Genomic DNA, 20,199 nt, shown 5'->3' with positions numbered 1-20,199 from the left:
ATGGAGCTGCGGCTCCTCGTCACCTTCGAGAAGGTCGCGACCGTCCTGAGCTTCACCCGGGCGGCAGCCGAGCTGGCGTACGCCCAGTCCAGTGTGACCAGCCAGATCCGGGCCCTGGAATCCTCCCTCGGCACCGAGCTGTTCGACCGGCTCGGCGGTCGGATCCGGCTGACGGAGGCGGGTGAGCGGCTGCTGCCCTACGCCCGGCAGATCATCGAGCTGAGCGCGGAGGCGCGGGCCGCGGTGACGGCGGCGGAGGAGCCGACGGGGTCGCTGGTCGTCGGCACCATGGAGTCGCTGACCTCCTACCGGCTGCCCCCGCTGCTGGAACTGTTCCACCACCGCTATCCGAAGGTGCGGCTCGCGCTGCGCACCACGATCGGCGACGAGACGCGGCAGGCGCTGCGGCAAGGGACGTACGACGTCGGCTTCCTGATGGAGGCGGAGACGGAGCATCCCGGCCTGGAGAGCGAGGTGCTGGCGGTCGAGCCGCTGGCGCTGGTGGCGGGCGCCGCGGTGGAGGTCCCGGGGACGGCCGATCTGCTGCGGCATCCGCTGCTCGCCACGGAACCCGGCTGTGCCTACCGGGACTTGTTCGAGCGGGAGCTCAAGTCGCTTTCCCCGGATGTGGAGTTCATGGAGTTCGGCACCATCGAGGCGACCAAGCGCGCGGCGGCGGCCGGTCTCGGGCTCGCGTTGCTGCCCGAGGTGACGGTCGCCGCCGAACTCGCGGAGGGGTCGCTGGTACGGCTGCCGTGGGAGCCGCCGTTCACGCTTCGGACGCAACTGGCGTGGCGGGCCGGGAAGCGGCTTCCGGCGCACGCCCGGCTGTTCCTGGAGCAGGCGCGGAAGCTGATCGCCGAGCAAGGGTGACCTTCAGGCTCGCCGTCACGATCAGCGGGACGCCGAGCGCCTGGACCAGGCCGATGTGGTGGCCGTACACCGCCCAGTCGACGACCATCGCGACCGCCGGGTAGACGAAGGCGAGGACGGCGATCTTCGGGGTGGGGAGCTGGGCGTAGGCGGCGTACATCAGGACGTACATCAGTCCGGTGTGGATGACGCCGAGCCCGACCAGCCAGCCCCAGTCCGCGCCCGTGCCGGCCATCGCGCCGAAGTCGGCGAAGGGGAGGAGCAGGGGGATGCCGACGAGGACCTGGACCAGGGCGATCAGGTGCGGGCGGACGCCGGTGATGCGCTTGGTGACGACGGTGGACAGGCCGTAGAGGAGCGCGGCGAGGAGGGCCTGGCCGAGGCCGATGACGTAGTCGCCCGAGGCGGACAGATCGCCGGGCCGGATGCCGGAGACGAGGATCAGGCCCGCGAAGGCGACGCCGATCCAGCCCGCCTTGGCGGCGGTGATCCGCTCGCGGAAGAGGAGGGCGCCGAGCAGGACGACGTAGAACGGCTGGGTGTGGTAGACGACCGTGGCGACCGAGATGGACGTGTTCTCGTACGACTCGAAGAGCAGGACCCAGTTGAAGACGATGAACACGCCGCCGAGGACGGCGAGTCCGAGGGTGCGGGGCGTGAAGCCGAGGCCGCGCTCGCGGAACCAGCCGCGGGCGAGGATGTAGCCGCCGAGGGCGAGGGCGCCGAACAGGACGCGGAAGAAGACGACGTTGAAGGGTGAGGCGCCCGACTCGACGACGAAGACACCGAGGGTGCCGGAGAGCACCATCGCCGCCGCCAGTTGAACCGAGCCCTTGCTCTGTGAGGTCATGACGGTGACGCTACGAGCCGGTGTCGGCGCAGGTCCACGGGCTGCTGGGGCGTCCTGCCGATGGGCCCATCGGGGGTGCCGATCAGTTGGCTTCAGCCTGTCCGACGTGCACGACCTTGATGTACTCCGTGCCGAAGGCGTCCTTGATCAAGGGCTCGGCGGTGCCGGGCTCGTCGACCCCGACATGGACCCAGCCGCGCTCGTCGACCGCGACCTCGCGGAGCTCGAAGGTGCCGTCCCAGCGGCTCATGTCCTCGCTGATCCGCGCGGCCAGGGCGTCGAGATCCTCGCGGTCGACGTCGGTGTCGTGGATCCGGACGGTGATGCCCTGCTCGGCGGCGTCGCAGACGGCCTTGTCGAAGGCGGCGGAGGGGATGCGGTAGAGGTCGGCCGCGGTGTCGTCCTGGTCGACGGAGAGCCCGGTGAAGGACCCCGCGTACCGCTTCGCGGCGAGTCGGTCGATGTGGGCGAGGGTGCGATAGAGGGGGGTGTCGTCCGGGTTGTCGTCGGTGCCGGACGCGGTGGGGGCGGGGCGGGTGCCGACGCACTCGTCCGTCGCCGCCTGCCGCAACTTCTCGACTTCGCGGGGCAGTTCGCCGTTCCGGCGGACGGCGACCAGGAGGAGGTCGTCCGGGCCGTCCCCCACCGCGATGGCCACCTCGGGGTCCAGGCCCTTGACCCGGTACGCCGTCACCTCACGCGCGGGCGAGCCGTCGTCGCCGTCGCTCGGGGTGTCGTCACAGGGGGGCTCTACCGCCGTGCCCAGCTTCCCGCCCCGCTGGAAGTCGATGTTGGACACGTCCCCGTACTGACGGTCGTCGTAATCGACGCGGTACGCGCAGAGCGCGTCCGCTGCCCCGCCCCCGCCCGCCTCGGCGCAGCCGACCGCACTCAGCGCCACGACCGTCATCCCGGCCATCACCACTACCGCCCTCATGGACGCCCCCTCTTCCCGCTGCCTGTGACTCCGACGTGGCAGGCACCGGTTTCGTTCGGCCAGAGTGGAGACATGGATCAGGCACAGGCACGCACCTGGCTCACCACCGCCGTCGAGGAGGCCCGCGCCGGGCTCGCCGAGGGCGGCATCCCGATCGGCGCGGCGCTCTACGGTGCCGACGGCACCCTGCTCGGCCGCGGCCGCAACCGGCGCGTCCAGGACGACGACCCGTCGACCCACGCTGAGACGGCCGCGTTCCGGAACGCGGGACGGCAGCGGTCGTATCGCGGGACGACCATGGTGACGACCCTGTCGCCCTGCTGGTACTGCTCCGGGCTCGTCCGGCAGTTCGGGATCCAGCGGGTCGTCATCGGGGAGGCCGTCACCTTTCACGGCGGGCACGACTGGCTGGCCGGGCACGGCGTGGAGATCGTGCTGCTGGACGACCCCGAGTGCGTCGGGATGATGCGCGACTTCATCCGGGAGCGGCCTGAGCTGTGGCACGAGGACATCAGGGAGTGACACCTGGCTCCCGCGGTCCGGGGCCTACCGCAGCAACTCGATCAGGCGTTCGAATCGGGTGCGCCAGCGGTCCTCCGACTCCGTTTCGCCCTGGTGCTCGTGGGTGAAGCGGAGGGCGCTCGCCTCCTCGCCGTCGCGCTCCAGGTGGAAGCGGATACGGCCGCCGCCCTCCACGGTGTACTCGGCGACCCGGTCCACGTCCCAGGCGGTGACCTCTCCCGCGCCCAGCCCGCGCAGGGCGACGATCCCGCCGAGCCGGGGTTCGAGGACGTCGACGTCGGTGAACCAGCCGGCCAGCCCCTCCGGGGTCGCCAGCGCCGGCCAGACCGCTTCCATACGTCTCGGGAGCCGCACCAGGAAGTGCAGGACGTGCGTGCTCCCGTCGGCCCGGCTGGTGCCCTGTTCGATGGGTCCGGTCATGACTCCAGCGTAGGTTCAGAACCCCACGGACTGCAGCGCGCCCAGGCCCACGTCGGCGTAGGAGTGCTTGCCGGAGACGAAGATGTTGACGCCGTAGTAGTTGAACAGCCAGCAGCCGAAGGCGACCAGGGCCAGCCAGGCGGCCTTGCGGCCCTTCCAGCCGGCCGTGGCACGGGCGTGCAGGTAGCAGGCGTAGGCGACCCAGGTGATGAACGACCAGGTCTCCTTGGGGTCCCAGCCCCAGTAGCGGCCCCAGGCGTCGCCCGCCCAGATCGCGCCCGCGATGATCGTGAACGTCCACAGCGGGAAGACGGCGGCGTTCACGCGGTAGGAGAACTTGTCCAGGGACGACGAGGCGGGCAGCCGGTCCAGCACGGAGTTCGCGAACCGGCCCGGGGTGCCGCCGCCCGCCAGCTTGTTCTCGTAGCTGTCCTTGAACAGGTACAGCAGCGAGGAGAGCGCACCCACGTAGAACACCGCACCGCAGAAGATCGCCGTGGAGACGTGGATGTACAGCCAGTACGAGTGCAGCGCGGGAACCAACTGGTCGCTGTCGGTGTACAAGACAGTGACGGCGAGACCGAGATCGAGGAGGACCGTGGTGATCAGGAACAGCCCGAGCCAGCGCACGTTCTTCTTCAGCGCCAGCAGCGTCAGGTACACACCGACGGCGACCGTGGAGAAGGTGATGTTGAACTCGTACATGTTGCCCCACGGCGCCCGCTGCACCGACAGGGCCCGGGCGAGCACACCACCGAACTCGATGAGGAAGGCGAGCACCGTGAGCGAGACGGCGATACGGCCGTAGAGGTCGCCCTGCTCGTCCCCGCCGTGCGCGCCCGGACCGTCGGGCACGTCGCGGGTGCCGCTCGCGGCCCGGACGACGACCTTCGGCCGCTCCAGCACGGTGGTGCCGCCGGCCTTCTGCACCGTGACCGCCGGAGCGCCGGCCTTCTTCGTCGCGGTGAGCGCGGCGGCGGTGCGGCCGACCTTGCTGCGGCTGCCGAAGAGCCATTCGGCGATGTACGCGAAGAACGCCAGGGTGTAGACGGCCATCGCGGAGTAGATCAGCGTGTTGCTGAGGCTCGCGAGGCTTTCGTTGGTTGCGGCGGCGAGAGTCACTTCTCAGCCCCTTCGGCAGGTACAGCGGGGTCGGTTGTGGGTTCGGGGTCCGGCGCGCTGGGCGCCGCCTGTTCGTACAGGATCCCGGCGAGGTCGCCGAGCTCCTCGGGCACCTTGGCGGACTCGCTGCGGCCGAGCCCGGCCATCTCCACGACGGTCACCCCGTCGGCGCCCTTGACCGCCCGCACCCACACCCGGCGGCGCTGGATGAACAGGGAGGCGGCCAGACCAAGGATCGCGGCGAGGGAACCGGCCAGCGCCCAGCCGCTCGCGGGCTGCTGGGTGATCTGGAAGTTGGCCCACTCCTTGGTGCCCTCGTAGGTGATCGAGCCGGCGCCGTCGGGCAGCTTCATGGTCTGCCCGGGCCGCAGGTTGTCCCGCATCTGCTTGCCCTTGGTGTCCTTGAAGCCCTTCATGTGCTTCTTGTCGAGCTGGTACACGCTCTGCGGGATGCCCGAGTTGACGCCCAGGTCGCCGTGGTAGGGCTCCAGGTTCAGCACCGGGTTGATCAGGGCGGGGAAGGTGGAGGCGATCTCGCTGCCGGCGGTGTAGGTCGGCAGGAAGAAGGCCTTGAGCCCGAGCTGCTCGGTCACGCCCTCGGCGTTCTTGTAGCCGTCGAGGACCTTGATCACGCCGGAGGAGGTGACGTTGGAGTCCAGCGGCAGCAGCGGCACGGCGTCCCGGAACACCACCTTGCCCTTGCCGTCCCGGACGGTGACGACGGGCGCGTAGCCATGGGCGGTGAGGTAGACCTTGGAGTCGCCGATCTCCAGCGGATGGTTGACCTTGACGGTCGTCTTCCGGTCCTTGCCGTAGGCGCCCTCGGCGTAGGTGAGGGTGGTCTGGTAGGTGCGCGGAGTGCCCTTGTTGGGACCGGAGGTCTCGTAGGTGCCGGTGAAGTCGCCGAGGGTGAAGCTGAACGGCGTCAGGTCGTCGGTGCTGAAGAGATTGCCGGACTTGAAGTCGTCGTAGGAGATCAGGGTGTTGGAGAAGCCGTGGCCCTCGACGAGGAGCTTGTTGCCCTCGGACTTGAACAGCTGGCCCCAGGCGAAGGCGATCAGCATCACGATCAGCGCGATGTGGAAGAGGAGGTTGCCGACCTCGCGCAGATAGCCCTTCTCGGCGGCGACCGCGTCACCGGCGAGATGCGCGCGGAAGCGGTTCTTCTTCAGCAGCGCCAGAGCGGCCTCGCGGACCTGCTCGGGCTCCGCCTCGGTGCGCCAGGTGGTGTAGGCGGGCAGCCGCGTCAGCCGCTTCGGGGCGCCCGGCGGCCGGCCGCGCAACTGGCCCACGAACTGCCAGGTGCGCGGCACGATGCAGCCGATGAGCGAGACGAACAGCAGGATGTAGATCGCCGAGAACCACACCGAGCTGTAGACGTGGAAGAGACCGAGCTTGTCGTAGACCGGAGCGAGGACCTCGTGCTGCTCACGGAACTCGGCGACCTTCGTCTCGTCGCTGCCGGTCTGCGGGATCAGAGAGCCCGGGATCGCGCCGAGGGCCAGCAGCAGGAGCAGCAGCAGCGCGACCCGCATCGAGGTCAGCTGGCGCCAGAACCAGCGGACCCAGCCGACGACCCCCATCGCGGGCAGGTTCGACAGCTCCTCCTTGGGGGCGGTCGAGAGCTGGGAGCCGGCGGCGCCGAGGTCCTGGTCTTCGGCGCGGTCGGTGGTCGTGTTGCTCATCGGTCAGATCCCCACGGTGAATCCAGCGGACCAGGACTGCATGTCCTGTACGAGGCTGTCCCAGGCTCCGGTCAGCAGCAGCAGACCGGTGACGATCATCATCGCCCCGCCGATCCGCATCACCCAGACGTAGTGGCGCTTGACCCAGCCGAAGGCGCCGAGCGCCTTGCGGAAGGCGACCGCGGCGAGCACGAACGGCACGCCGAGGCCCAGGCAGTAGGCGACGGTCAGTATGGCACCGCGGCCGGCGCTCGCCTCGTTGTAGGACAGGGCGATCACGGAGGTCAGGGTCGGGCCGATGCATGGCGCCCAGCCAATGCCGAACAGCGCGCCGAGGACGGGGGCGCCGAGCAGCCCGGCGGTGGGCCGCTTATGGAAGCGGAACTCGCGCTGGGTCATCCAGGGCATCAGGCCCATGAAGAAGACACCCATGGCGATCATGAGCACGCCGAGCACCTTGGACAGGACGTCCTTGTGCTCTTGGAGGTGGTCACCGAAGTAGCCGAACAGGGCGCCGGTGGAGACGAACACGGCGGTGAAGCCGAGCACGAACAGGGCGGCCCCCGCCGCCATCCGCCCCCGGCGTGCCTCGGCCAGGTCGGTGCCGGCGACTCCGGTGACGTACGACAGATAACCGGGGACGAGCGGCAGGACGCAGGGGGAGAAGAAGGAGACGAGGCCGCCGAGCATCGCGATGGGCAGGGCGAGCAGCAGGGCGCCGCTCATGACCGTCTGGTTGGGGTCGGTGGCGGCCGCGAGTGTCGTGAGGGCGCTCACGTCACTTCTCCGCGAGGACCGGGTCGATCATCTTGCGGAGTTTCTCCTCGCTGAGCGCGGCCAGGGAGCGGGCCGCGATCTTCCCGTCCCGGTCGAGGACGAGCGTGGAGGGGATCGCCTGCGGGTTGAGAGTGCCCTTCTCGAAGCGGAGCATCAGCTTGCTGCTCGGGTCGTACAGGCTGGGGTAGGTGACGCCGTACTGCTCCTCGAAGGCGCGGGCGCTGCGGGCCTGGGGGTCGGCGACGTTGATGCCGACGAACTGCACGCCCTGCGGCTTGAGGTCCTCGTAGACCTTCTGGAAGTTGGGGGCCTCGGCGCGGCAGGGGGCACACCAGGAGCCCCACACGTTCAGCACGACGACCTTGCCCTTGAAGGACGAGACCGCGAGCTGCTCGTCGTCGATGGTCTTCCCGGACAGCTCGGGGGCCGCGTCGCGCTTGCCCTTCGCCACGGTGGAGATGCCGTCCTTGCCCATGATGAAGTTCGTGTCACCGCCGCCGCCCGAGGTGCCTCCGGACGTGCACGCGGACAGCAGCGACGCGGCGACGACGGCACCGGCGAGGGTCAGGGGGGCGCGACTGGCGGCACTCATGTGAAAAGTTTCGCATGTCCGTTCCGGGGATCTTGCGCACCCCCCTTGCAGGTGAAAACCCGCATTTCAGAAGCGCTTCCAGCCTTCCGCGGGTGCCTGGCCGACGTCCAGTGTGCGGAGCTTGTCCAAAACCTCCGGCGACTGCACGTCCAGCCAGTCCGTGAACTGCCGGAAGGAGACGAGCCGCACGTCCCCGCCCTTCTCCTTCTCCCGCGCCATGTGTTTCAGGGCCTCCTCGACGGCGTCCATGTAGATGCCGCCGTTCCACTGCTCGAAGTGGTTGCCGACGAAGAAGGGTGCGCGATTTGTCTCGTACGCCCGCTTGAAGCCCGATATGTACGCCTGGGCCGACTGCTCGCGCCAGGCCGGGTAGTTGTGGGCGGGGGCGTTCGTGGAGTTCAGGGACTGGTTGGCGAGCATGTTGTAGTCCATCGACAGCACCTCGAAGCTCCGGCCGGGGAACGGTATCTGCTGGAGCGGCAGGTCCCAGATGCCCTGCTTCTTGGTGGGCCAGACCTGACGGCCGCCGGGCGAGGAGGCGTCGTAGCGCCAGCCGAGGTCGCGGGCGACGGGCAGCAGGTTCTCCTGGCCGAGCAGACAGGGCGTGCGGCCGCCGACGAGTTCCTTGTCGCAGTCGAAGGGCAGCGGGGGCAGGTCGGTCCAGCCGCTGTTGGTGCGCCACTCCTTCACGAAGGACTTCGCCTGGTCGATCTCGCTGCGCCACTGCCGCGGGGTCCAGTTGCCGACCGAGCCGGAACCGGCGCAGAAGTGGCCGTTGAAGTGGGTGCCGATCTCGTGCCCGTCCAGCCAGGCGCGGCGGACGTTCTCCAGGGTGTCCTTGATGTGCGCGTCGGTGAGGTAGCCGATGTCGGAGGCGCCGCGCGGGTTGTTCGGAGGGTCGTAGAGCCGCTTCCTGGACTCGGGCAGGAGGTAGAGCCCGGAGAGGAAGAAGGTCATGCGGGCGCCGTGCTCCTCGGCGAGATCGAGGAAGCGCGGGAAGAGCCCGTTGCCGACCTCGCCCGCCCCGTCCCAGGAGAAGACGACGAACTGGGGCGGCGTCTGGCCGGGCTCCAGCGGCACCGGCCGCTCGGGCTGCTTCGGCTGCCTGCCGGTGTACGAGGTGGAGCCGTCGCCGATGAGACGGGCCGACGGCTTCGGCCCCGAACCGGCCGGCCGGTGATCCGCGGAACCTCCGGAGGGGGCCCGCCCCTCTGACGGGGTGGAGGTCCCGCACCCGCCGAGTCCGACCGCGGCGGCCCCGGCGGCGCCGAGTCCGAGTGCTCCCCTGCGGGTGAGAGTGCGCATGGCATCCCCGTTCGTCACGTTCTCTGGTGGTCACCCGGTCAGAGGACGTGACGGAGGGGGAGGTTCCGGCGGATCACATGTGTTTCACAACAAATGCGAAGAATGCACACCGGGAGCCGGTCAGGCCCCGAATGCCTTGTTCTTGCCCTTCACCGGCCGTGCCCCGGCCCGCAGATGCGGCGGGACCAGGTCGATCGCCGGTTCGCTGTAGCCGACCGAGACGATCCGGTCGCCCTGGTACGTGAACGTCGTCAGGGACGCCAGCGTGCACTGGCGGCGGCGCGGGTCGTGCCACAGGCGGCGCTTCTCCACGTAGGACCGCACGATCCAGATCGGCAGCTGATGGCTGACCAGCACGGCCTCGTGACCGCGCGCCCGGTCCTTGGCGGTGTCCAGCGCGCCCATCATCCGCACGACCTGCTCGAAGTACGACTCGCCCCAGGACGGCTTGAAGGGGTTGACGAGGTGCTTCCAGTTCGCGGGCCGCTTGAGCGCCCCGTCGCCGACGCCGAAGGTCTTGCCCTGGAAGACGTTGTCGGCCTCGATGAGCCGCTCGTCGGTGGCGATGTCCAGGCCGTGCGCCTTGGCGATCGGCGTGGCGGTCTCCTGCGCCCGCTCCAGCGGGGAGGAGCCGACATGGGTGATGTCCCGGGCGGCGAGGTGCTCGGCGACCCGGTCGGCCATCTGCCGGCCGAGCTCGGAGAGGCGGTAGCCGGGCAGCCGGCCGTAGAGGACGCCGTCCGGGTTGGCGACCTCGCCGTGCCGCATCAGATGGACGACGGTGATGTCGGAGTCGCTCATGCCCGCGCCTCCGCCGCCGCCCGGGCCGCCGCCGGAAGGGCGTCGGCGATCTTCTGCACGGCCCGCTCATCGTGGGCCGTGGAGACGAACCAGGACTCGAAGGAGGAGGGCGGCAGGTAGACGCCGTTCTCGAGCAGCGAGTGGAAGAAGGCGGTGAAGCGGAAGGACTCCTGCTTCTTGGCGTCCTCGTAGTTCTGCACCGGACGGTCCGTGAAGAACACCGAGAACATGTTGGAGGCGGTCTGCAGCCGGTGCGCGACGCCCTCCTTGGTGAGCGCCTCGGTGACGAGGGTCCGGATCTGCTCCGAGACGGCGTCGACCTTCTCGTACGCGGCGTCGTCGAGGAGCCGGAGCTGGGCGAGCCCCGCGGCCGTCGCGACCGGGTTCCCGGAGAGGGTGCCGGCCTGGTAGACGGGCCCGGCGGGCGCGAGGTGCGCCATGACGTCCTCCCGTCCGCCGAAGGCCGCCGCCGGGAAGCCGCCGCCCATGACCTTGCCGAAGGTCATCAGGTCGGGGACGACACCGTCGACGCCGAACCAGCCGGCGCGGCTGGTGCGGAAGCCGGTCATGACCTCGTCGGAGATGTAGAGGGCGCCATTGGCCTGGCAGGCGTCCTTGAGCCCCTGGTTGAACCCGGGCGCCGGCGGTACGACGCCCATGTTGCCCGGCGAGGCCTCCGTGATCACGCAGGCGATCTCGCCCGGGTGCCGGTGGAAGGCCTCGTGCACGGCCTCCAGGTCGTTGTACGGCAGCACGATGGTGTCGCCGGCCTGGGCGCCGGTGACACCCGGGGTGTCGGGCAGCGCGAAGGTGGCGACGCCGGAGCCGGCGGCGGCGAGGAGGGAGTCGACGTGGCCGTGGTAGCAGCCGGCGAACTTGATCACCTTCGAGCGCCGGGTGAACCCGCGGGCCAGCCGGATCGCGGACATGGTGGCCTCGGTCCCGCTGGAGACGAGGCGCACCTGCTGCACCGGGCCGACCCGGTCGACGATCTCCTCGGCGAGCGCGACCTCGCCCTCACCTGGCGTGCCGAAGGAGGTGCCGCGCGCGACGGCCTCCTGCACGGCGGCGATGACCTCGGGGTGCGCGTGCCCGAGGATCATGGGCCCCCAGGAGCAGACGAGGTCGACGTACTCGCGTCCGTCGGCGTCGGTGAGGTAGGGACCGGTGCCGGACACCATGAACCGGGGTGTTCCGCCCACGGCACGGAAGGCGCGCACCGGGGAGTTCACACCGCCGGGCGTGACGGCCGCCGCACGGTCGAACAGAGCCTGCGACTCAGGCGCATCGTATGAATAGGGCAGTGAGCTCATGTCGTGCGACTTCTCCGACCTTCTCCGACTGCTCGGACTCCGGTTGCCAGTGACCTCCTCAGGGTAGGCCAGCGGGCGCGCGGGACTGTGGGCCCGCTCTCCCTGAGCGGACATCCGGCCCCTACCCCCGGGCGATCTGCGAAACTGGGTGCTGGTACAAGATCCTGCGGACGGGTGTTGCAGCGCGCACGTTTCGGCGAGCGGCCGTGGGGGAGGTCACTGACACGATGATCGGGTTGCGCGGCGGGGGCCACGCGTCCTAGAAAAGCAGTCGGGTGGAGATATGCATCGCGGTGGCGGACTGGGCGAGGGGACTGATGACCTCGGTCCTCGACGTGCCCGGCGGGGGAGGCACCGGCGCGAGGCGGAGGACACCACCGACGCACGGCAGGCACAGGGCGGACAGACCGACCCCGAGCGGATCGACGGACGTGTCGACCGGCTCCGGGAGGCGAGCGGGAATGGTGGTCGGGTGGGGGTGACGTACAAGTACTTCGGCGCGCCGGACGGCGCGACCGCGGCCCGCGTCCCGATCTCCATGCGCCCCGAGGAACTCGGTGGCGACGAGCTCGGCATGAACGGCATGTTCACCAAGATCAAGCCGGAGACCATGGCCGCGATGGTCCTGACCGGCATCGAGGGCGTCCCCCTGCACAAGGTCCCCCCGCTCGAGCTGGTCGTCCTGCACCCCGACTACGCCGTGGTGAAGCTCCCCATGACGGTCGTCGACCCCTTGCGCGGCATCGGCGAGGAAGCGGTCGGCGCGGCGGCCTTCATCTGGTCCACGGTCCCGGACCGCGGAGGTCCGCGGGACGCGTTCAACGTCTACCAACTGCTGCACGAGTGGCAGGACTTCAGCCATCGCCTGCATGAGGCGGGGCATCAGCCGTATTGCCTCGTGTGGCCCTGAGGCGGGTTTCTCTTCCCGGGGGCGTCGTCGGACGGCATCGGCAGCAGTGAGGCGTCGAGGACGTCGCTGCCGTAGTGCCGGCCGGATGCCTTGCGCCGTGTGGTGTCCCCTTCCCGTCCCCTGTTCCCTTTCGGTGCTCGTCCGGCGGCCCTGGCTGTCCGGGTGAGGCGCCACGCCCGATGGGGCTGTTGGTGTGAATCGCCGGCTCCCCAGGTCACCCGGGCATGCGGGCGCTGTCCGGCGGCCCTTCACTGGGATGACGGCTGATCACGGACAGGCAGGAGACGTCATGGCTGGACAGGTGGGACGGGCCGCGGTGGCCGCGGTGCTGGCGGCGGTGTGCGCCGCGGCGGTGGGCGGCTGCTCGGACGGCGGGGACGGCGCCGGCTCGGACGCCGCGAGCAGGGCGGCCTCCGCGGCCTCCTCCCTGGCCTCCCGGGGCTCCGACGCCGTCGCCTCGGCCACCGCGGAGGCCGGAAAGGCGATGGAGTCCATCAAGGGGGGCGTCGAGGCCAAGGACCAGGTGACGCTGGGCAAGCCGGACACGGACGGCGACGGCCGCACCACCGTCCCGGTGACGGCGCGGAACACCTCCGGCGACCCGAAGTCCTTCGCCGTCCGCGTCGAGTTCCGCGCCGAGGACGGCAAGCTGGTCGACATGGTGGTGGTGACCCTCTCCGACGTGGCCCCAGGCGCCACCGGCGAGGGGACGGCACGCAGCACGCACAAGCTCTCCGGGAGCGTGCGGGCGGAGGTCGGCACGGCCCTGCGGTACTGACCTGCCAGGCCACTCGAAGTCCCCCACTCCCCTGGACCGGTGAATGGCGACAGAGCCCCTGCGCGCCCGGCCGCCGCACCGCGGCAGCGGCAGTCAGCGTGCCCGGCGCGCCCGCAGCAACAGCGCCGCGCTGGTGCTGGTCGCCGCCGGGGCGCTGCTGGGCTGCTCTGCGGCTGCGGCAACCCCCAGGTCGTACGGCGGCTGCGTGCCCTGCTCGACCGGGTGGGCGCCGAGACACCGGAGGACCGCGCGCAGCCGCTGCACGAACGCCGGGCGGCACTGGACCGGCTGACCGCGACCGCCCTGCCCGACCCCCTGCTGCACCGGACGGCGTCCCGCCCGGACTCCCAGGGCCTCGGCGCCCCGACCGACGAGAACCCCCGCTGAGCCACGCGGCACGCCCAGTACCTCGGCACCCCACCCCCTGCCCCCGTCGGGTCAGTCCCGCTCGCCGTCCGGGGGCGGGGGGCCTTGACTGAGGGCGAGCGGCGCACCTGTGGGAGGCGGTATGGCGTGGACGGCGCGGATCCAGCGTCTGCGCGGCCGTGCCGAGGAGCGCTTTCCGGTCTTGACCGAGGTGACCAGCCGCCTGTTGTCCGCGAACCTCCTGGACGCCGGGACCAGGCTCGCCGCCCAGGCGTTCCTGGCCTCCGTACCGCTGCTGTTCGCCGTCGCCGCCTTCACTCCGAACGGCGTGCGCGAACAGCTCGGGGAGTCGTTGCGCGCGATGTTCGGCCTCAGCGGCCGGGCCGAACTGGAACTGCAGCAGGTCCTCGGAGGCTCGGTCGACGAGACCGCGCGCGAGACCGGCGGTGTCGTCGGGCTGCTCGTCGCGCTGGTCTCCGCGACCAGTTTCAGCCGGGTCATGGCCCGCGTCTGCGAACGCGCCTGGCAGTTGCCGAGGGCGAGCACCCGGATCGCGGCCTGGCGGTGGGTGGTGTGGCTTCTCGCCCTGGTGCTGTTCGTGCTGTTGCAGGGCCCCATCCGCGACGGTTTCGGCGTCGGCCTGTGGCTGGGCGTGCCGCTGCTCTTCCTGACCAGCACGGGGGTGTGGCTGTGGACGCAGCGCCTGCTGCTGGCGGGCCGCGTCGACTGGCTGGCGCTGCTGCCCGGCGCGATCCTGACGGCGGCCTCCACCACCGCCCTGGCCCTGACGGCCCGCCTCTACATCCCCAACGCGCTCAACCGCAGCCTCGCGGAGTACGGCTCCCTCGGCCTCGTCCTCACCCTGCTCTCCTGGCTGATCGTGGTCTGCGCCGCGGCCACGTTCTCGGTCACCATCGGAGCGGTACTGGCGGAGGAGCCGCCGCTGAACCGGTACCTGACGAAGGGCCGGCCGCGGTCATGACAGGGGTGGGGGCGTCCGGAAACGGGGCGCCGGAGACCCGGCACCCCTCCCCCGGCTCACGCCGCCTGGCGCACGGCCTCCAGCAGCGTCGCCCGCGCCCGCGCCACCCGTGAACGCACGGTGCCGACCGGGCAGTCGCTGACCTCGGCGGCCTCCTCGTACGGCAGGCCGAGCACCTGGGTGAGCACGAACGCCTCCCGACGCTCCTCGGGCAGCGCGGCCAGCAGATCGAGCAGGGCGACACCGTCGTCGAAGCCGGGCAGGCCTCGCGGCTGCGCGTTCTCCACGGCCAGCTGCCAGTCCGGTACGTCGCACAGGCGGGGGCGTACGGACGCGCGACGGTAACTGTCGATCACCGCGCGCCGGGCGATGGCCAGCAACCAGGACCGGGCCGAGGAACGCCCCTCGAACCGGTGCAGACTGCCGAGCGCCCGCAGGAACGTGTCCTGCGCGAGGTCGTCCACAGCCTGTGGATCAGCGCCGAGATGAGCGACATACCGCAACACATCCCGCTGAAGCGCCCCCACGAAGCGCTCGACAGCAACAGAGTCCCCACCCCGCGCAGCAAGCGCCCACCCGGTTATCACCTCATCGAGCGCACCAGACCTGACGACTGCGGGATGACGTGGCCGGGGGGCCGGGGGGTGCGGGGCGGACGCCATCGGCTGCGCCGCGGACGCCGGGGACTCCGGCACAGGCGGGGACAGGCGCGGCACGGACGCCATCGGCTGAGGCGCGGACGCCGGGGACTCCGGCACGGGCGGGGACAGACGCGGCACGGACGCCGCCGGTCCCGGCACGGACGCCATCGGCTGAGGCGCGGACGCCGGGGACTCCGGCGCAGGCGCGGCCAGTTGAGGCTCGGACGCCGCAGGATCCGACATGGGCGCCTCGGAGCCCGGCACATACGCCGGGCCCTCCGGCGCGGACGCCACCGGCTTCGGCGCAGACGCCACCAGTACCGGCACAGAAGCCACCAGCACCGGCACGGACGCCGGAGGTCCCGGCACAGCCACCGGAGGTTCCGGCACGGATGTCGCCGGTTCCGGCGCGTGCGCCACCGGTTTCGGCAAGGCAGGAGCGATCACCTGATGTCCTTCGGGTCGTCCCGGGTCCGAACCGCGGCGTGCAGTGCGTGCAGGCGTGCAGGCGTGGAGGTCCGGAACCCGGTGAGAGAAGTGGGGGTACGGCCACAGGGCCGTATGCGCCGGCTGTCGTCAGGCGACAGCGGGCCCCACAGGCGGACCCCGAGAGGTGATCGCGTGGACGAGGAGAAGGCGCGGTACGCGGTCGGCGCGGCCCCGGCCCAGGCGTGGGCGCGGGCTTCGGTCGGCGGGAGCGGGCAGGGCGAGCAGCAGGCGCAGCGGTGCCGCCAGCCATCCGGCCACCGCCCGCAGGATGCGGAACGCCGCCTTCTCGCCGTACGCCAGCCACAGCCCGCACAGCAGGGCGGCGAGCAGGTGGGCCGCGACCATCCCGGCGGACATCCCCGCGACCGTCCCGACGGGCACCTCGACGAACCCTCCGACGGACCCCCCGGCTGGCATCCCCACCGACGGCGACACCTCCGCCGTAGCCGTCATCGCGCCAGAGCCAGAGCCAGAGGCAGAGCCGTAGCCGAAGCCACCGTGGTGCATGTGGGCCACATCCACGGAGTGCACGTGCCCGGCACCCACCTCCCCCGCCGACGCCCCCGACGTCGACGCCGACTGCGCCCACGAGAACCCCGAGTGCAGCCCCGTCTGCGCCGCCACCACCACCGTCACGACCAGCGGCAGCCCTCGTTCACGGCCCCCCAGGCACCAGCCCACGGCCCCGGTACCGGCCACCCCCGCCGCCAGCGCCCACCCGGGCACATGGCTCCCGGACATCAGCACGTGCCCCAGGGCGGCGAGCAGCACGCACACGGCCGCGAACACCGCGGCCCGTATCGTGCGCGTACACCACCCTGCTGCCATGGCGCCTCATCCTCGCATCCCGGCACATTCCGTCAGGCGTGGGTACGGCGCCCACCCCCGCCGCGCACTCAATCCCGGGCCTGTGACACACCCCACGCGCCCTACACGTTCATGTCCGTGAATAAGAATCAAGTACCGGGATATTGACGCGCACACAACACCACTCCCAAGCTTCCGGGGAGAAAGCGCTTGCTCCCAAGAGCCTGGAGGCACCCGATGCACATGAGACCCGCCCTCGCGTGCGCCGCACTGCTCGCCGGTGCGCTGGTCGCGCTGTCCGGCAACCCGGCACAGGCCGCGACCACCCGCTACGAGGCCGAAGCCGCCGTCTGCACCGGCACCATCGACTCCGACTGGACCGGGTACTCCGGCAGCGGCTTCTGCAACGGCACCAACGCCACCGGCGCCTACGCCCAGTTCACCGTGAACGCGGCCACCGCCGGCACCGCCACCCTGCACATCCGCTTCACCAACGGCACCACCACCCCCCGCCCGGCGAGCCTGATCGTCAACGGCACCACCGTGGCGACCCCGTCCTTCGAGGGCACCGGCACCTGGTCGGCCTGGACCACCAGGACGCTGACCGTCCCGCTCGCCGCGGGCAGCAACACCGTCCGCCTCAGTCCGACCACCGCGGCCGGCCTGCCCAACCTCGACCACCTGGACGTCGTCACCGGCGACACCCCGCCGCCGACCGGCACCACGCTCTACGCCGCCCCGAACGGCACCGCCGACGCCGCCGGCACCCAGTCGGCCCCGACGACCCTCACCTCGGCGATCAGCCGGATCTCCGCGGGCGGCACGATCTACCTGCGCGGAGGGACGTACCACCAGCCCTCGACGGTCACCGTCCCGGCCGGCCAGAACGGCACCGCCGCCGCCCGCACCACCCTGGCCGCCTACCCGGGCGAGACCCCGGTGCTCAACTTCAGCGCGCAGACCGAGAGTTCGGCCAACCGCGGACTCCAGATCAACGCCTCGTACTGGCACGTCAAGGGCCTGATCGTCGAACGCGCCGGGGACAACGGCATCTTCGTCGGCGGCAGCAACAACGTCATCGAGCGCACGGTGACCCGCTTCAACCGCGACACCGGACTCCAGCTCGGCCGGATGACCTCCACCACGCCGACCGCCCAGTGGCCGTCCAACAACCTGATCCTGAGCGCCGAGTCGCACGACAACGCCGACTCCGACGGCGAGGACGCCGACGGCTTCGCCGCGAAGCTCACCACCGGCACCGGCAACGTCTTCCGGCACGCCGTCGCCCACAACAACATCGACGACGGCTGGGACCTGTACACCTACGCCGACGAGGACCCCATCGGCCCGGTCACCGTCGAGGACTCCCTCGCCTACGAGAACGGCACCCTCAGCGACGGCTCCCAGGCCGGCAACGGCGACCGCAACGGCTACAAGCTCGGCGGCGAGAACGTGCCGGTCAACCACGTCGTGCGGCGCAGCTTCGCCGTCGACAACGGCAAGCACGGGTTCACCTACAACAGCAACCCGGGCACGATGACGATCTCCGACAACGTCAGCGTCGACAACACCGAGCGCAACTTCAACTTCGACGCGGGCACCTCGGTGTTCCGGAACAACACGTCCTGCCGCTTCAGCAGCGGGACGAACGACCGGATCATCGGCAACTCCGACAGCTCCAACCAGTTCTGGTCCGGCACGAACGGCTCCCGCTGCTCCTCCTACGACGGCGCCCTCGGCTGGTCCTTCGCCTCGGACGGCCGCCTGGTGGTGACGTTCGGCGGCACCACGGTCACCCCGTAACCCCGCTGCACCGGCGCCCGGCCCGCTCGCGGGCGCCGGTGCTCAGCCGCCCCCCACCGTGAACCCGATGACCGACCCGCCCCCCGCCCGCCGCGCAGCGAACGTCGCTCCCCCGTGAGCGAAGGCCACCTCGCGGACGATCGAGAGCCCCAGCCCCGACCCCGGCAGGGACCGCGCGTCCGCGGCCCGGTAGAACCGGTCGAACACATGCCTGAGGTCGTCGTCGGTGATGCCGGGCCCCCGGTCCAGCACCTCCACCCGCACCGTCCCGTGCACCGCGGGCCCCGCCACATTGATCTCGATCGGCGCCGTGCCGCCCCGGTCGAACTTCGCCGCGTTCTCCACCAGGTTGGACACGGCCCGCTGCAGCATCCCCGGCCGCCCGTCCGTCGTCGTGTCCCCGCTGGCCCGCACCACGATCCGCCGCCCGGTGCGGCGCCGGGCGAGCCCCGCCACGTCCTCCGCGACATCGGCGAGGTCCACCCGCTGCGGCGGCTCCGCGTCGGACTGCCCGGCCGCCAGGTCCACCAGCTCGTTGACCAGGTCGGTCAGTTCCCGCGCCTCCTGGGCGAGGTCGGCGACCAGCTCCTCCCGGGTCTCAGGCGGGAACTCGTCGATACGGCGCAGCAGCGAGATGTTGGTGCGCAGGGACGTGAGCGGCGTCCGCAGTTCGTGCCCCGCGTCCTGCACCAGTCGCCGCTGGTCCTCCTCGGACTGGGCGAGCCGTCCCAGCATGCGGTCGAAGGCCCGCCCGAGGCGCCCCACCTCGTCGTACCCGGTGACCGGCACCTGGATGCCGAGCCGCCGGGTGCGGGCCACGTCCTCGGCGGCGGAGGTGAGGACGATCAGCCTGCGGGTGATCCGCCGGGCCAGCCACCACCCGAACAGCCCGGCCGCGACGACGACGGCCGACATCAGGATCAGGGTCCGCTGCTGGAGCGCGCGCAGCAGGTCCTCGGTGTTGCTGAACTCCTGGGCGATCTGCACCGCTCCCCGGCCGCCCCCGAACGAGACGGTGGCGACGCGGTACACGTCGTCGCCGACATCGACGTCCGCGTGCACGACCGTGCGCCCGGAGACCTGCTGGGCGGCGATCCGCCGGTCGGCGCCGGTGACGGGCAGGCCGGGCCGGCCGGGGTCGTAGACGGAGCCGTCCGCGCCGAGGACCTGCACGTCCGTGCGGGCGGGGCGGACCAGGTCGTGGCCGGGCGCGGTGGAGGAGAAGTCGACGGGTTCCATCCGCCGGTTGCGGACCTCGCTGCGCACGTCCTGGACGACCTCGTCGAACACGGACTGCTGGTCCACCCGCACCAGCCGGGCGGCGGCGCTGTAGGACAGGATGCCGACCAGGACGGTGACCCCGGCGGTCACGGCGGCGAAGGAGACCGCGAAGGTGGTGCGCAGGGAGACCAGGCGCGGCCGCGGGCGCCGCACCAGCCGGCCGAAGCGGGCCACTCAGTCCGCCCGCAGCACGTAACCCACCCCGCGCACCGTGTGGATCAGCGGCGGGGCGCCGGGCTCGTCGAGCTTGCGGCGCAGATAGCCGACGTAGACGGCGAGGTTCTTGGAGCCGGGGCCGAAGTCGTAGCCCCAGATGCGGTCGTAGATGGTGGCGTGGTCGAGGACGATCCCGGCGTTGCGCACCAACAGTTCCAGCAGCTCGAACTCGGTGCGGGTCAGTTCCAGTTCGCGCCCGCCGCGCCAGGCCCGGCGCGCCTGCGGGTCCATCCGCAGCCCGGCCGCCGCCAGGGTCCGCTCGGCCGCCTGCCCGGGGGCCCGCTCGCGGGTCTGCTCGGGCGCCCGCCTCGGTGCGTCGGCGGGGGCGCCGCCGGTGTCGTTCTGGCCGGTGCGGCGCAGCAGGGCGCGGAGCCGGGCGAAGACCTCCTCGACGTCGAAGGGCTTCACCACGTAGTCGTCGGCGCCCGCGTCCAGGCCCGCGATGCGGTCCTGTGTCTCCACGAGCGCCGTCAGCATCAGGATCGGGGTGCGGTCGCCCTCGGCGCGCAGGACCCGGCAGACCTGGAGGCCGTCGATGCCGGGCATCATCACGTCGAGGACGAGCACGTCCGGCGGTGCGGTGTGGGCCTGCGCCAGCGCCTCCACGCCGTCGGCGACCGCGGTGACCCGGTAGCCCTCCAGGGTCAGGGCACGCTCCAGGGCGTGCCGGATGGCGCGGTCGTCTTCGGCGAGGAGCACGGTCTGAGGCACGCGGCCAGTCTGCCAAGG

General features: G+C 71.3%; 22 protein-coding genes. 8 read left to right on the top strand and 14 right to left on the bottom strand.

Going from position 1 to position 20,199, the window contains the following annotated elements; translation table 11 throughout:
- Window positions 1–873: a LysR family transcriptional regulator gene (locus M8H82_RS03215; RefSeq protein WP_250070816.1), complete on the top strand. Its 873-nt coding sequence runs from the start codon at window positions 1–3 to the stop codon at window positions 871–873.
- Here M8H82_RS03215 and M8H82_RS03210 read toward each other — a convergent pair.
- Window positions 770–1,723 carry a DMT family transporter gene (locus tag M8H82_RS03210; protein ID WP_250070815.1) on the bottom strand — a complete coding sequence of 318 codons (954 nt, stop codon included), beginning with the start codon at window positions 1,721–1,723 and terminating at the stop codon, window positions 770–772. The genes M8H82_RS03215 and M8H82_RS03210 overlap by 104 nt on opposite strands.
- A gap of 82 nt (window positions 1,724–1,805) precedes the next feature.
- Window positions 1,806–2,660: a DUF6281 family protein gene (locus M8H82_RS03205; RefSeq protein ID WP_250070814.1), complete on the bottom strand. Its 855-nt coding sequence runs from the start codon at window positions 2,658–2,660 to the stop codon at window positions 1,806–1,808.
- A gap of 72 nt (window positions 2,661–2,732) precedes the next feature.
- On the opposite strand from M8H82_RS03205, the gene M8H82_RS03200 reads away from it, so the two are divergent.
- The gene (locus tag M8H82_RS03200; protein ID WP_250070813.1) at window positions 2,733–3,182 is read left to right on the top strand and encodes a nucleoside deaminase; all 450 of its coding nucleotides are present in this window, start codon (window positions 2,733–2,735) and stop codon (window positions 3,180–3,182) included.
- A gap of 24 nt (window positions 3,183–3,206) precedes the next feature.
- Here the strand turns inward: M8H82_RS03200 and M8H82_RS03195 are convergent, their stop codons facing one another.
- From M8H82_RS03195 to hemL, 8 genes are all read right to left on the bottom strand, one after another.
- A complete protein-coding gene (locus M8H82_RS03195) occupies window positions 3,207–3,602 on the bottom strand; it encodes a hypothetical protein (RefSeq protein WP_250070812.1) in 396 nt (131 codons plus the stop codon).
- A 15-nt stretch (window positions 3,603–3,617) separates the two neighbouring features.
- Window positions 3,618–4,724 (bottom strand): c-type cytochrome biogenesis protein CcsB, encoded by a 1,107-nt coding sequence (ccsB, locus tag M8H82_RS03190; RefSeq protein ID WP_250070811.1) that lies wholly within the window; start codon window positions 4,722–4,724, stop codon window positions 3,618–3,620.
- Entirely contained in the window at window positions 4,721–6,409 is a 1,689-nt protein-coding gene (locus M8H82_RS03185) for a cytochrome c biogenesis protein ResB (RefSeq protein ID WP_250070810.1), read from the bottom strand. The genes ccsB and M8H82_RS03185 overlap by 4 nt, the downstream gene beginning before the upstream one ends.
- 3 nt (window positions 6,410–6,412) lie before the next feature.
- Window positions 6,413–7,186 (bottom strand): cytochrome c biogenesis protein CcdA, encoded by a 774-nt coding sequence (locus tag M8H82_RS03180; protein ID WP_250070809.1) that lies wholly within the window; start codon window positions 7,184–7,186, stop codon window positions 6,413–6,415.
- A gap of 1 nt (window position 7,187) precedes the next feature.
- A complete protein-coding gene (locus M8H82_RS03175; RefSeq protein ID WP_250070808.1) occupies window positions 7,188–7,778 on the bottom strand; it encodes a TlpA disulfide reductase family protein in 591 nt (196 codons plus the stop codon).
- 66 nt (window positions 7,779–7,844) lie between these two features.
- Complete coding sequence (locus M8H82_RS03170; RefSeq protein ID WP_250070807.1) at window positions 7,845–9,083, bottom strand: hypothetical protein; 1,239 nt, start codon at window positions 9,081–9,083, stop codon at window positions 7,845–7,847.
- A 120-nt stretch (window positions 9,084–9,203) separates the two neighbouring features.
- The gene (locus tag M8H82_RS03165) at window positions 9,204–9,884 is read right to left on the bottom strand and encodes a histidine phosphatase family protein (protein ID WP_250070806.1); all 681 of its coding nucleotides are present in this window, start codon (window positions 9,882–9,884) and stop codon (window positions 9,204–9,206) included.
- A complete protein-coding gene (gene hemL / locus M8H82_RS03160) occupies window positions 9,881–11,197 on the bottom strand; it encodes a glutamate-1-semialdehyde 2,1-aminomutase (protein ID WP_250070805.1) in 1,317 nt (438 codons plus the stop codon). Before hemL ends, M8H82_RS03165 begins: the two co-directional genes overlap by 4 nt.
- Window positions 11,198–11,480: 283 nt before the next feature.
- On the opposite strand from hemL, the gene M8H82_RS03155 reads away from it, so the two are divergent.
- The 4 genes from M8H82_RS03155 to M8H82_RS03140 all read left to right on the top strand — a co-directional run bounded on the left by M8H82_RS03155 (window position 11,481) and on the right by M8H82_RS03140 (window position 14,233).
- Window positions 11,481–12,107: a hypothetical protein gene (locus M8H82_RS03155; protein WP_250070804.1), complete on the top strand. Its 627-nt coding sequence runs from the start codon at window positions 11,481–11,483 to the stop codon at window positions 12,105–12,107.
- A 289-nt stretch (window positions 12,108–12,396) separates the two neighbouring features.
- Complete coding sequence (locus M8H82_RS03150; protein ID WP_250070803.1) at window positions 12,397–12,885, top strand: hypothetical protein; 489 nt, start codon at window positions 12,397–12,399, stop codon at window positions 12,883–12,885.
- Window positions 12,886–12,924: 39 nt separating this feature from the next.
- The gene (locus tag M8H82_RS03145) at window positions 12,925–13,272 is read left to right on the top strand and encodes a hypothetical protein (RefSeq protein ID WP_250070802.1); all 348 of its coding nucleotides are present in this window, start codon (window positions 12,925–12,927) and stop codon (window positions 13,270–13,272) included.
- 121 nt (window positions 13,273–13,393) lie between these two features.
- Window positions 13,394–14,233, top strand: coding sequence for a YhjD/YihY/BrkB family envelope integrity protein (locus M8H82_RS03140; protein WP_250070801.1), 840 nt, complete (start codon window positions 13,394–13,396; stop codon window positions 14,231–14,233).
- Between the two features lie 56 nt (window positions 14,234–14,289).
- Here the strand turns inward: M8H82_RS03140 and M8H82_RS03135 are convergent, their stop codons facing one another.
- Window positions 14,290–14,895, bottom strand: coding sequence for a sigma-70 family RNA polymerase sigma factor (locus M8H82_RS03135; RefSeq protein WP_250071130.1), 606 nt, complete (start codon window positions 14,893–14,895; stop codon window positions 14,290–14,292).
- Window positions 14,896–15,115: 220 nt separating this feature from the next.
- Here M8H82_RS03135 and M8H82_RS03130 point away from each other — a divergent pair, with 220 nt between their 5' ends.
- A complete protein-coding gene (locus M8H82_RS03130; protein WP_250070800.1) occupies window positions 15,116–15,325 on the top strand; it encodes a hypothetical protein in 210 nt (69 codons plus the stop codon).
- Window positions 15,326–15,450: 125 nt separating this feature from the next.
- Here the strand turns inward: M8H82_RS03130 and M8H82_RS03125 are convergent, their stop codons facing one another.
- Entirely contained in the window at window positions 15,451–16,191 is a 741-nt protein-coding gene (locus M8H82_RS03125) for a hypothetical protein (RefSeq protein WP_250070799.1), read from the bottom strand.
- 222 nt (window positions 16,192–16,413) lie between these two features.
- Here M8H82_RS03125 and M8H82_RS03120 point away from each other — a divergent pair, with 222 nt between their 5' ends.
- Window positions 16,414–17,973 carry a carbohydrate-binding protein gene (locus M8H82_RS03120; protein WP_374211622.1) on the top strand — a complete coding sequence of 520 codons (1,560 nt, stop codon included), beginning with the start codon at window positions 16,414–16,416 and terminating at the stop codon, window positions 17,971–17,973.
- Window positions 17,974–18,015: 42 nt separating this feature from the next.
- Here the strand turns inward: M8H82_RS03120 and M8H82_RS03115 are convergent, their stop codons facing one another.
- Both M8H82_RS03115 and M8H82_RS03110 read right to left on the bottom strand, forming a co-directional pair.
- Complete coding sequence (locus M8H82_RS03115) at window positions 18,016–19,428, bottom strand: HAMP domain-containing sensor histidine kinase (protein ID WP_250070797.1); 1,413 nt, start codon at window positions 19,426–19,428, stop codon at window positions 18,016–18,018.
- Complete coding sequence (locus M8H82_RS03110; protein WP_250070796.1) at window positions 19,429–20,181, bottom strand: response regulator transcription factor; 753 nt, start codon at window positions 20,179–20,181, stop codon at window positions 19,429–19,431. It lies immediately after the preceding gene.
- Window positions 20,182–20,199: the final 18 nt, after the last annotated feature.

The sequence above is a fragment of the Streptomyces sp. YS415 genome, assembly GCF_023544665.1.
In the GTDB taxonomy this organism is placed as follows: Bacteria; Actinomycetota; Actinomycetes; order Streptomycetales; family Streptomycetaceae; genus Streptomyces.
Note: the sequence above shows the minus strand (reverse complement) of the source record. Positions and strands in the feature narration are given on the sequence as shown.

What these genes read in the sequence shown, in the direction of transcription:
- M8H82_RS03215 (WP_250070816.1), top strand. Translation starts at nt 1, where the DNA reads ATGGAGCTGCGGCTCCTCGTCACCTTCGAGAAGGTCGCGACCGTCCTG.
- M8H82_RS03210 (WP_250070815.1), bottom strand. Translation starts at nt 1,723, where the DNA reads ATGACCTCACAGAGCAAGGGCTCGGTTCAACTGGCGGCGGCGATGGTG.
- M8H82_RS03205 (WP_250070814.1), bottom strand. Translation starts at nt 2,660, where the DNA reads ATGAGGGCGGTAGTGGTGATGGCCGGGATGACGGTCGTGGCGCTGAGT.
- M8H82_RS03200 (WP_250070813.1), top strand. Translation starts at nt 2,733, where the DNA reads ATGGATCAGGCACAGGCACGCACCTGGCTCACCACCGCCGTCGAGGAG.
- M8H82_RS03195 (WP_250070812.1), bottom strand. Translation starts at nt 3,602, where the DNA reads ATGACCGGACCCATCGAACAGGGCACCAGCCGGGCCGACGGGAGCACG.
- M8H82_RS03185 (WP_250070810.1), bottom strand. Translation starts at nt 6,409, where the DNA reads ATGAGCAACACGACCACCGACCGCGCCGAAGACCAGGACCTCGGCGCC.
- M8H82_RS03175 (WP_250070808.1), bottom strand. Translation starts at nt 7,778, where the DNA reads ATGAGTGCCGCCAGTCGCGCCCCCCTGACCCTCGCCGGTGCCGTCGTC.
- M8H82_RS03170 (WP_250070807.1), bottom strand. Translation starts at nt 9,083, where the DNA reads ATGCGCACTCTCACCCGCAGGGGAGCACTCGGACTCGGCGCCGCCGGG.
- M8H82_RS03165 (WP_250070806.1), bottom strand. Translation starts at nt 9,884, where the DNA reads ATGAGCGACTCCGACATCACCGTCGTCCATCTGATGCGGCACGGCGAG.
- hemL (WP_250070805.1), bottom strand. Translation starts at nt 11,197, where the DNA reads ATGAGCTCACTGCCCTATTCATACGATGCGCCTGAGTCGCAGGCTCTG.
- M8H82_RS03155 (WP_250070804.1), top strand. Translation starts at nt 11,481, where the DNA reads ATGCATCGCGGTGGCGGACTGGGCGAGGGGACTGATGACCTCGGTCCT.
- M8H82_RS03150 (WP_250070803.1), top strand. Translation starts at nt 12,397, where the DNA reads ATGGCTGGACAGGTGGGACGGGCCGCGGTGGCCGCGGTGCTGGCGGCG.
- M8H82_RS03140 (WP_250070801.1), top strand. Translation starts at nt 13,394, where the DNA reads ATGGCGTGGACGGCGCGGATCCAGCGTCTGCGCGGCCGTGCCGAGGAG.
- M8H82_RS03135 (WP_250071130.1), bottom strand. Translation starts at nt 14,895, where the DNA reads ATGGCGTCCGCCCCGCACCCCCCGGCCCCCCGGCCACGTCATCCCGCA.
- M8H82_RS03130 (WP_250070800.1), top strand. Translation starts at nt 15,116, where the DNA reads ATGGGCGCCTCGGAGCCCGGCACATACGCCGGGCCCTCCGGCGCGGAC.
- M8H82_RS03125 (WP_250070799.1), bottom strand. Translation starts at nt 16,191, where the DNA reads ATGGCAGCAGGGTGGTGTACGCGCACGATACGGGCCGCGGTGTTCGCG.
- M8H82_RS03120 (WP_374211622.1), top strand. Translation starts at nt 16,414, where the DNA reads ATGAGACCCGCCCTCGCGTGCGCCGCACTGCTCGCCGGTGCGCTGGTC.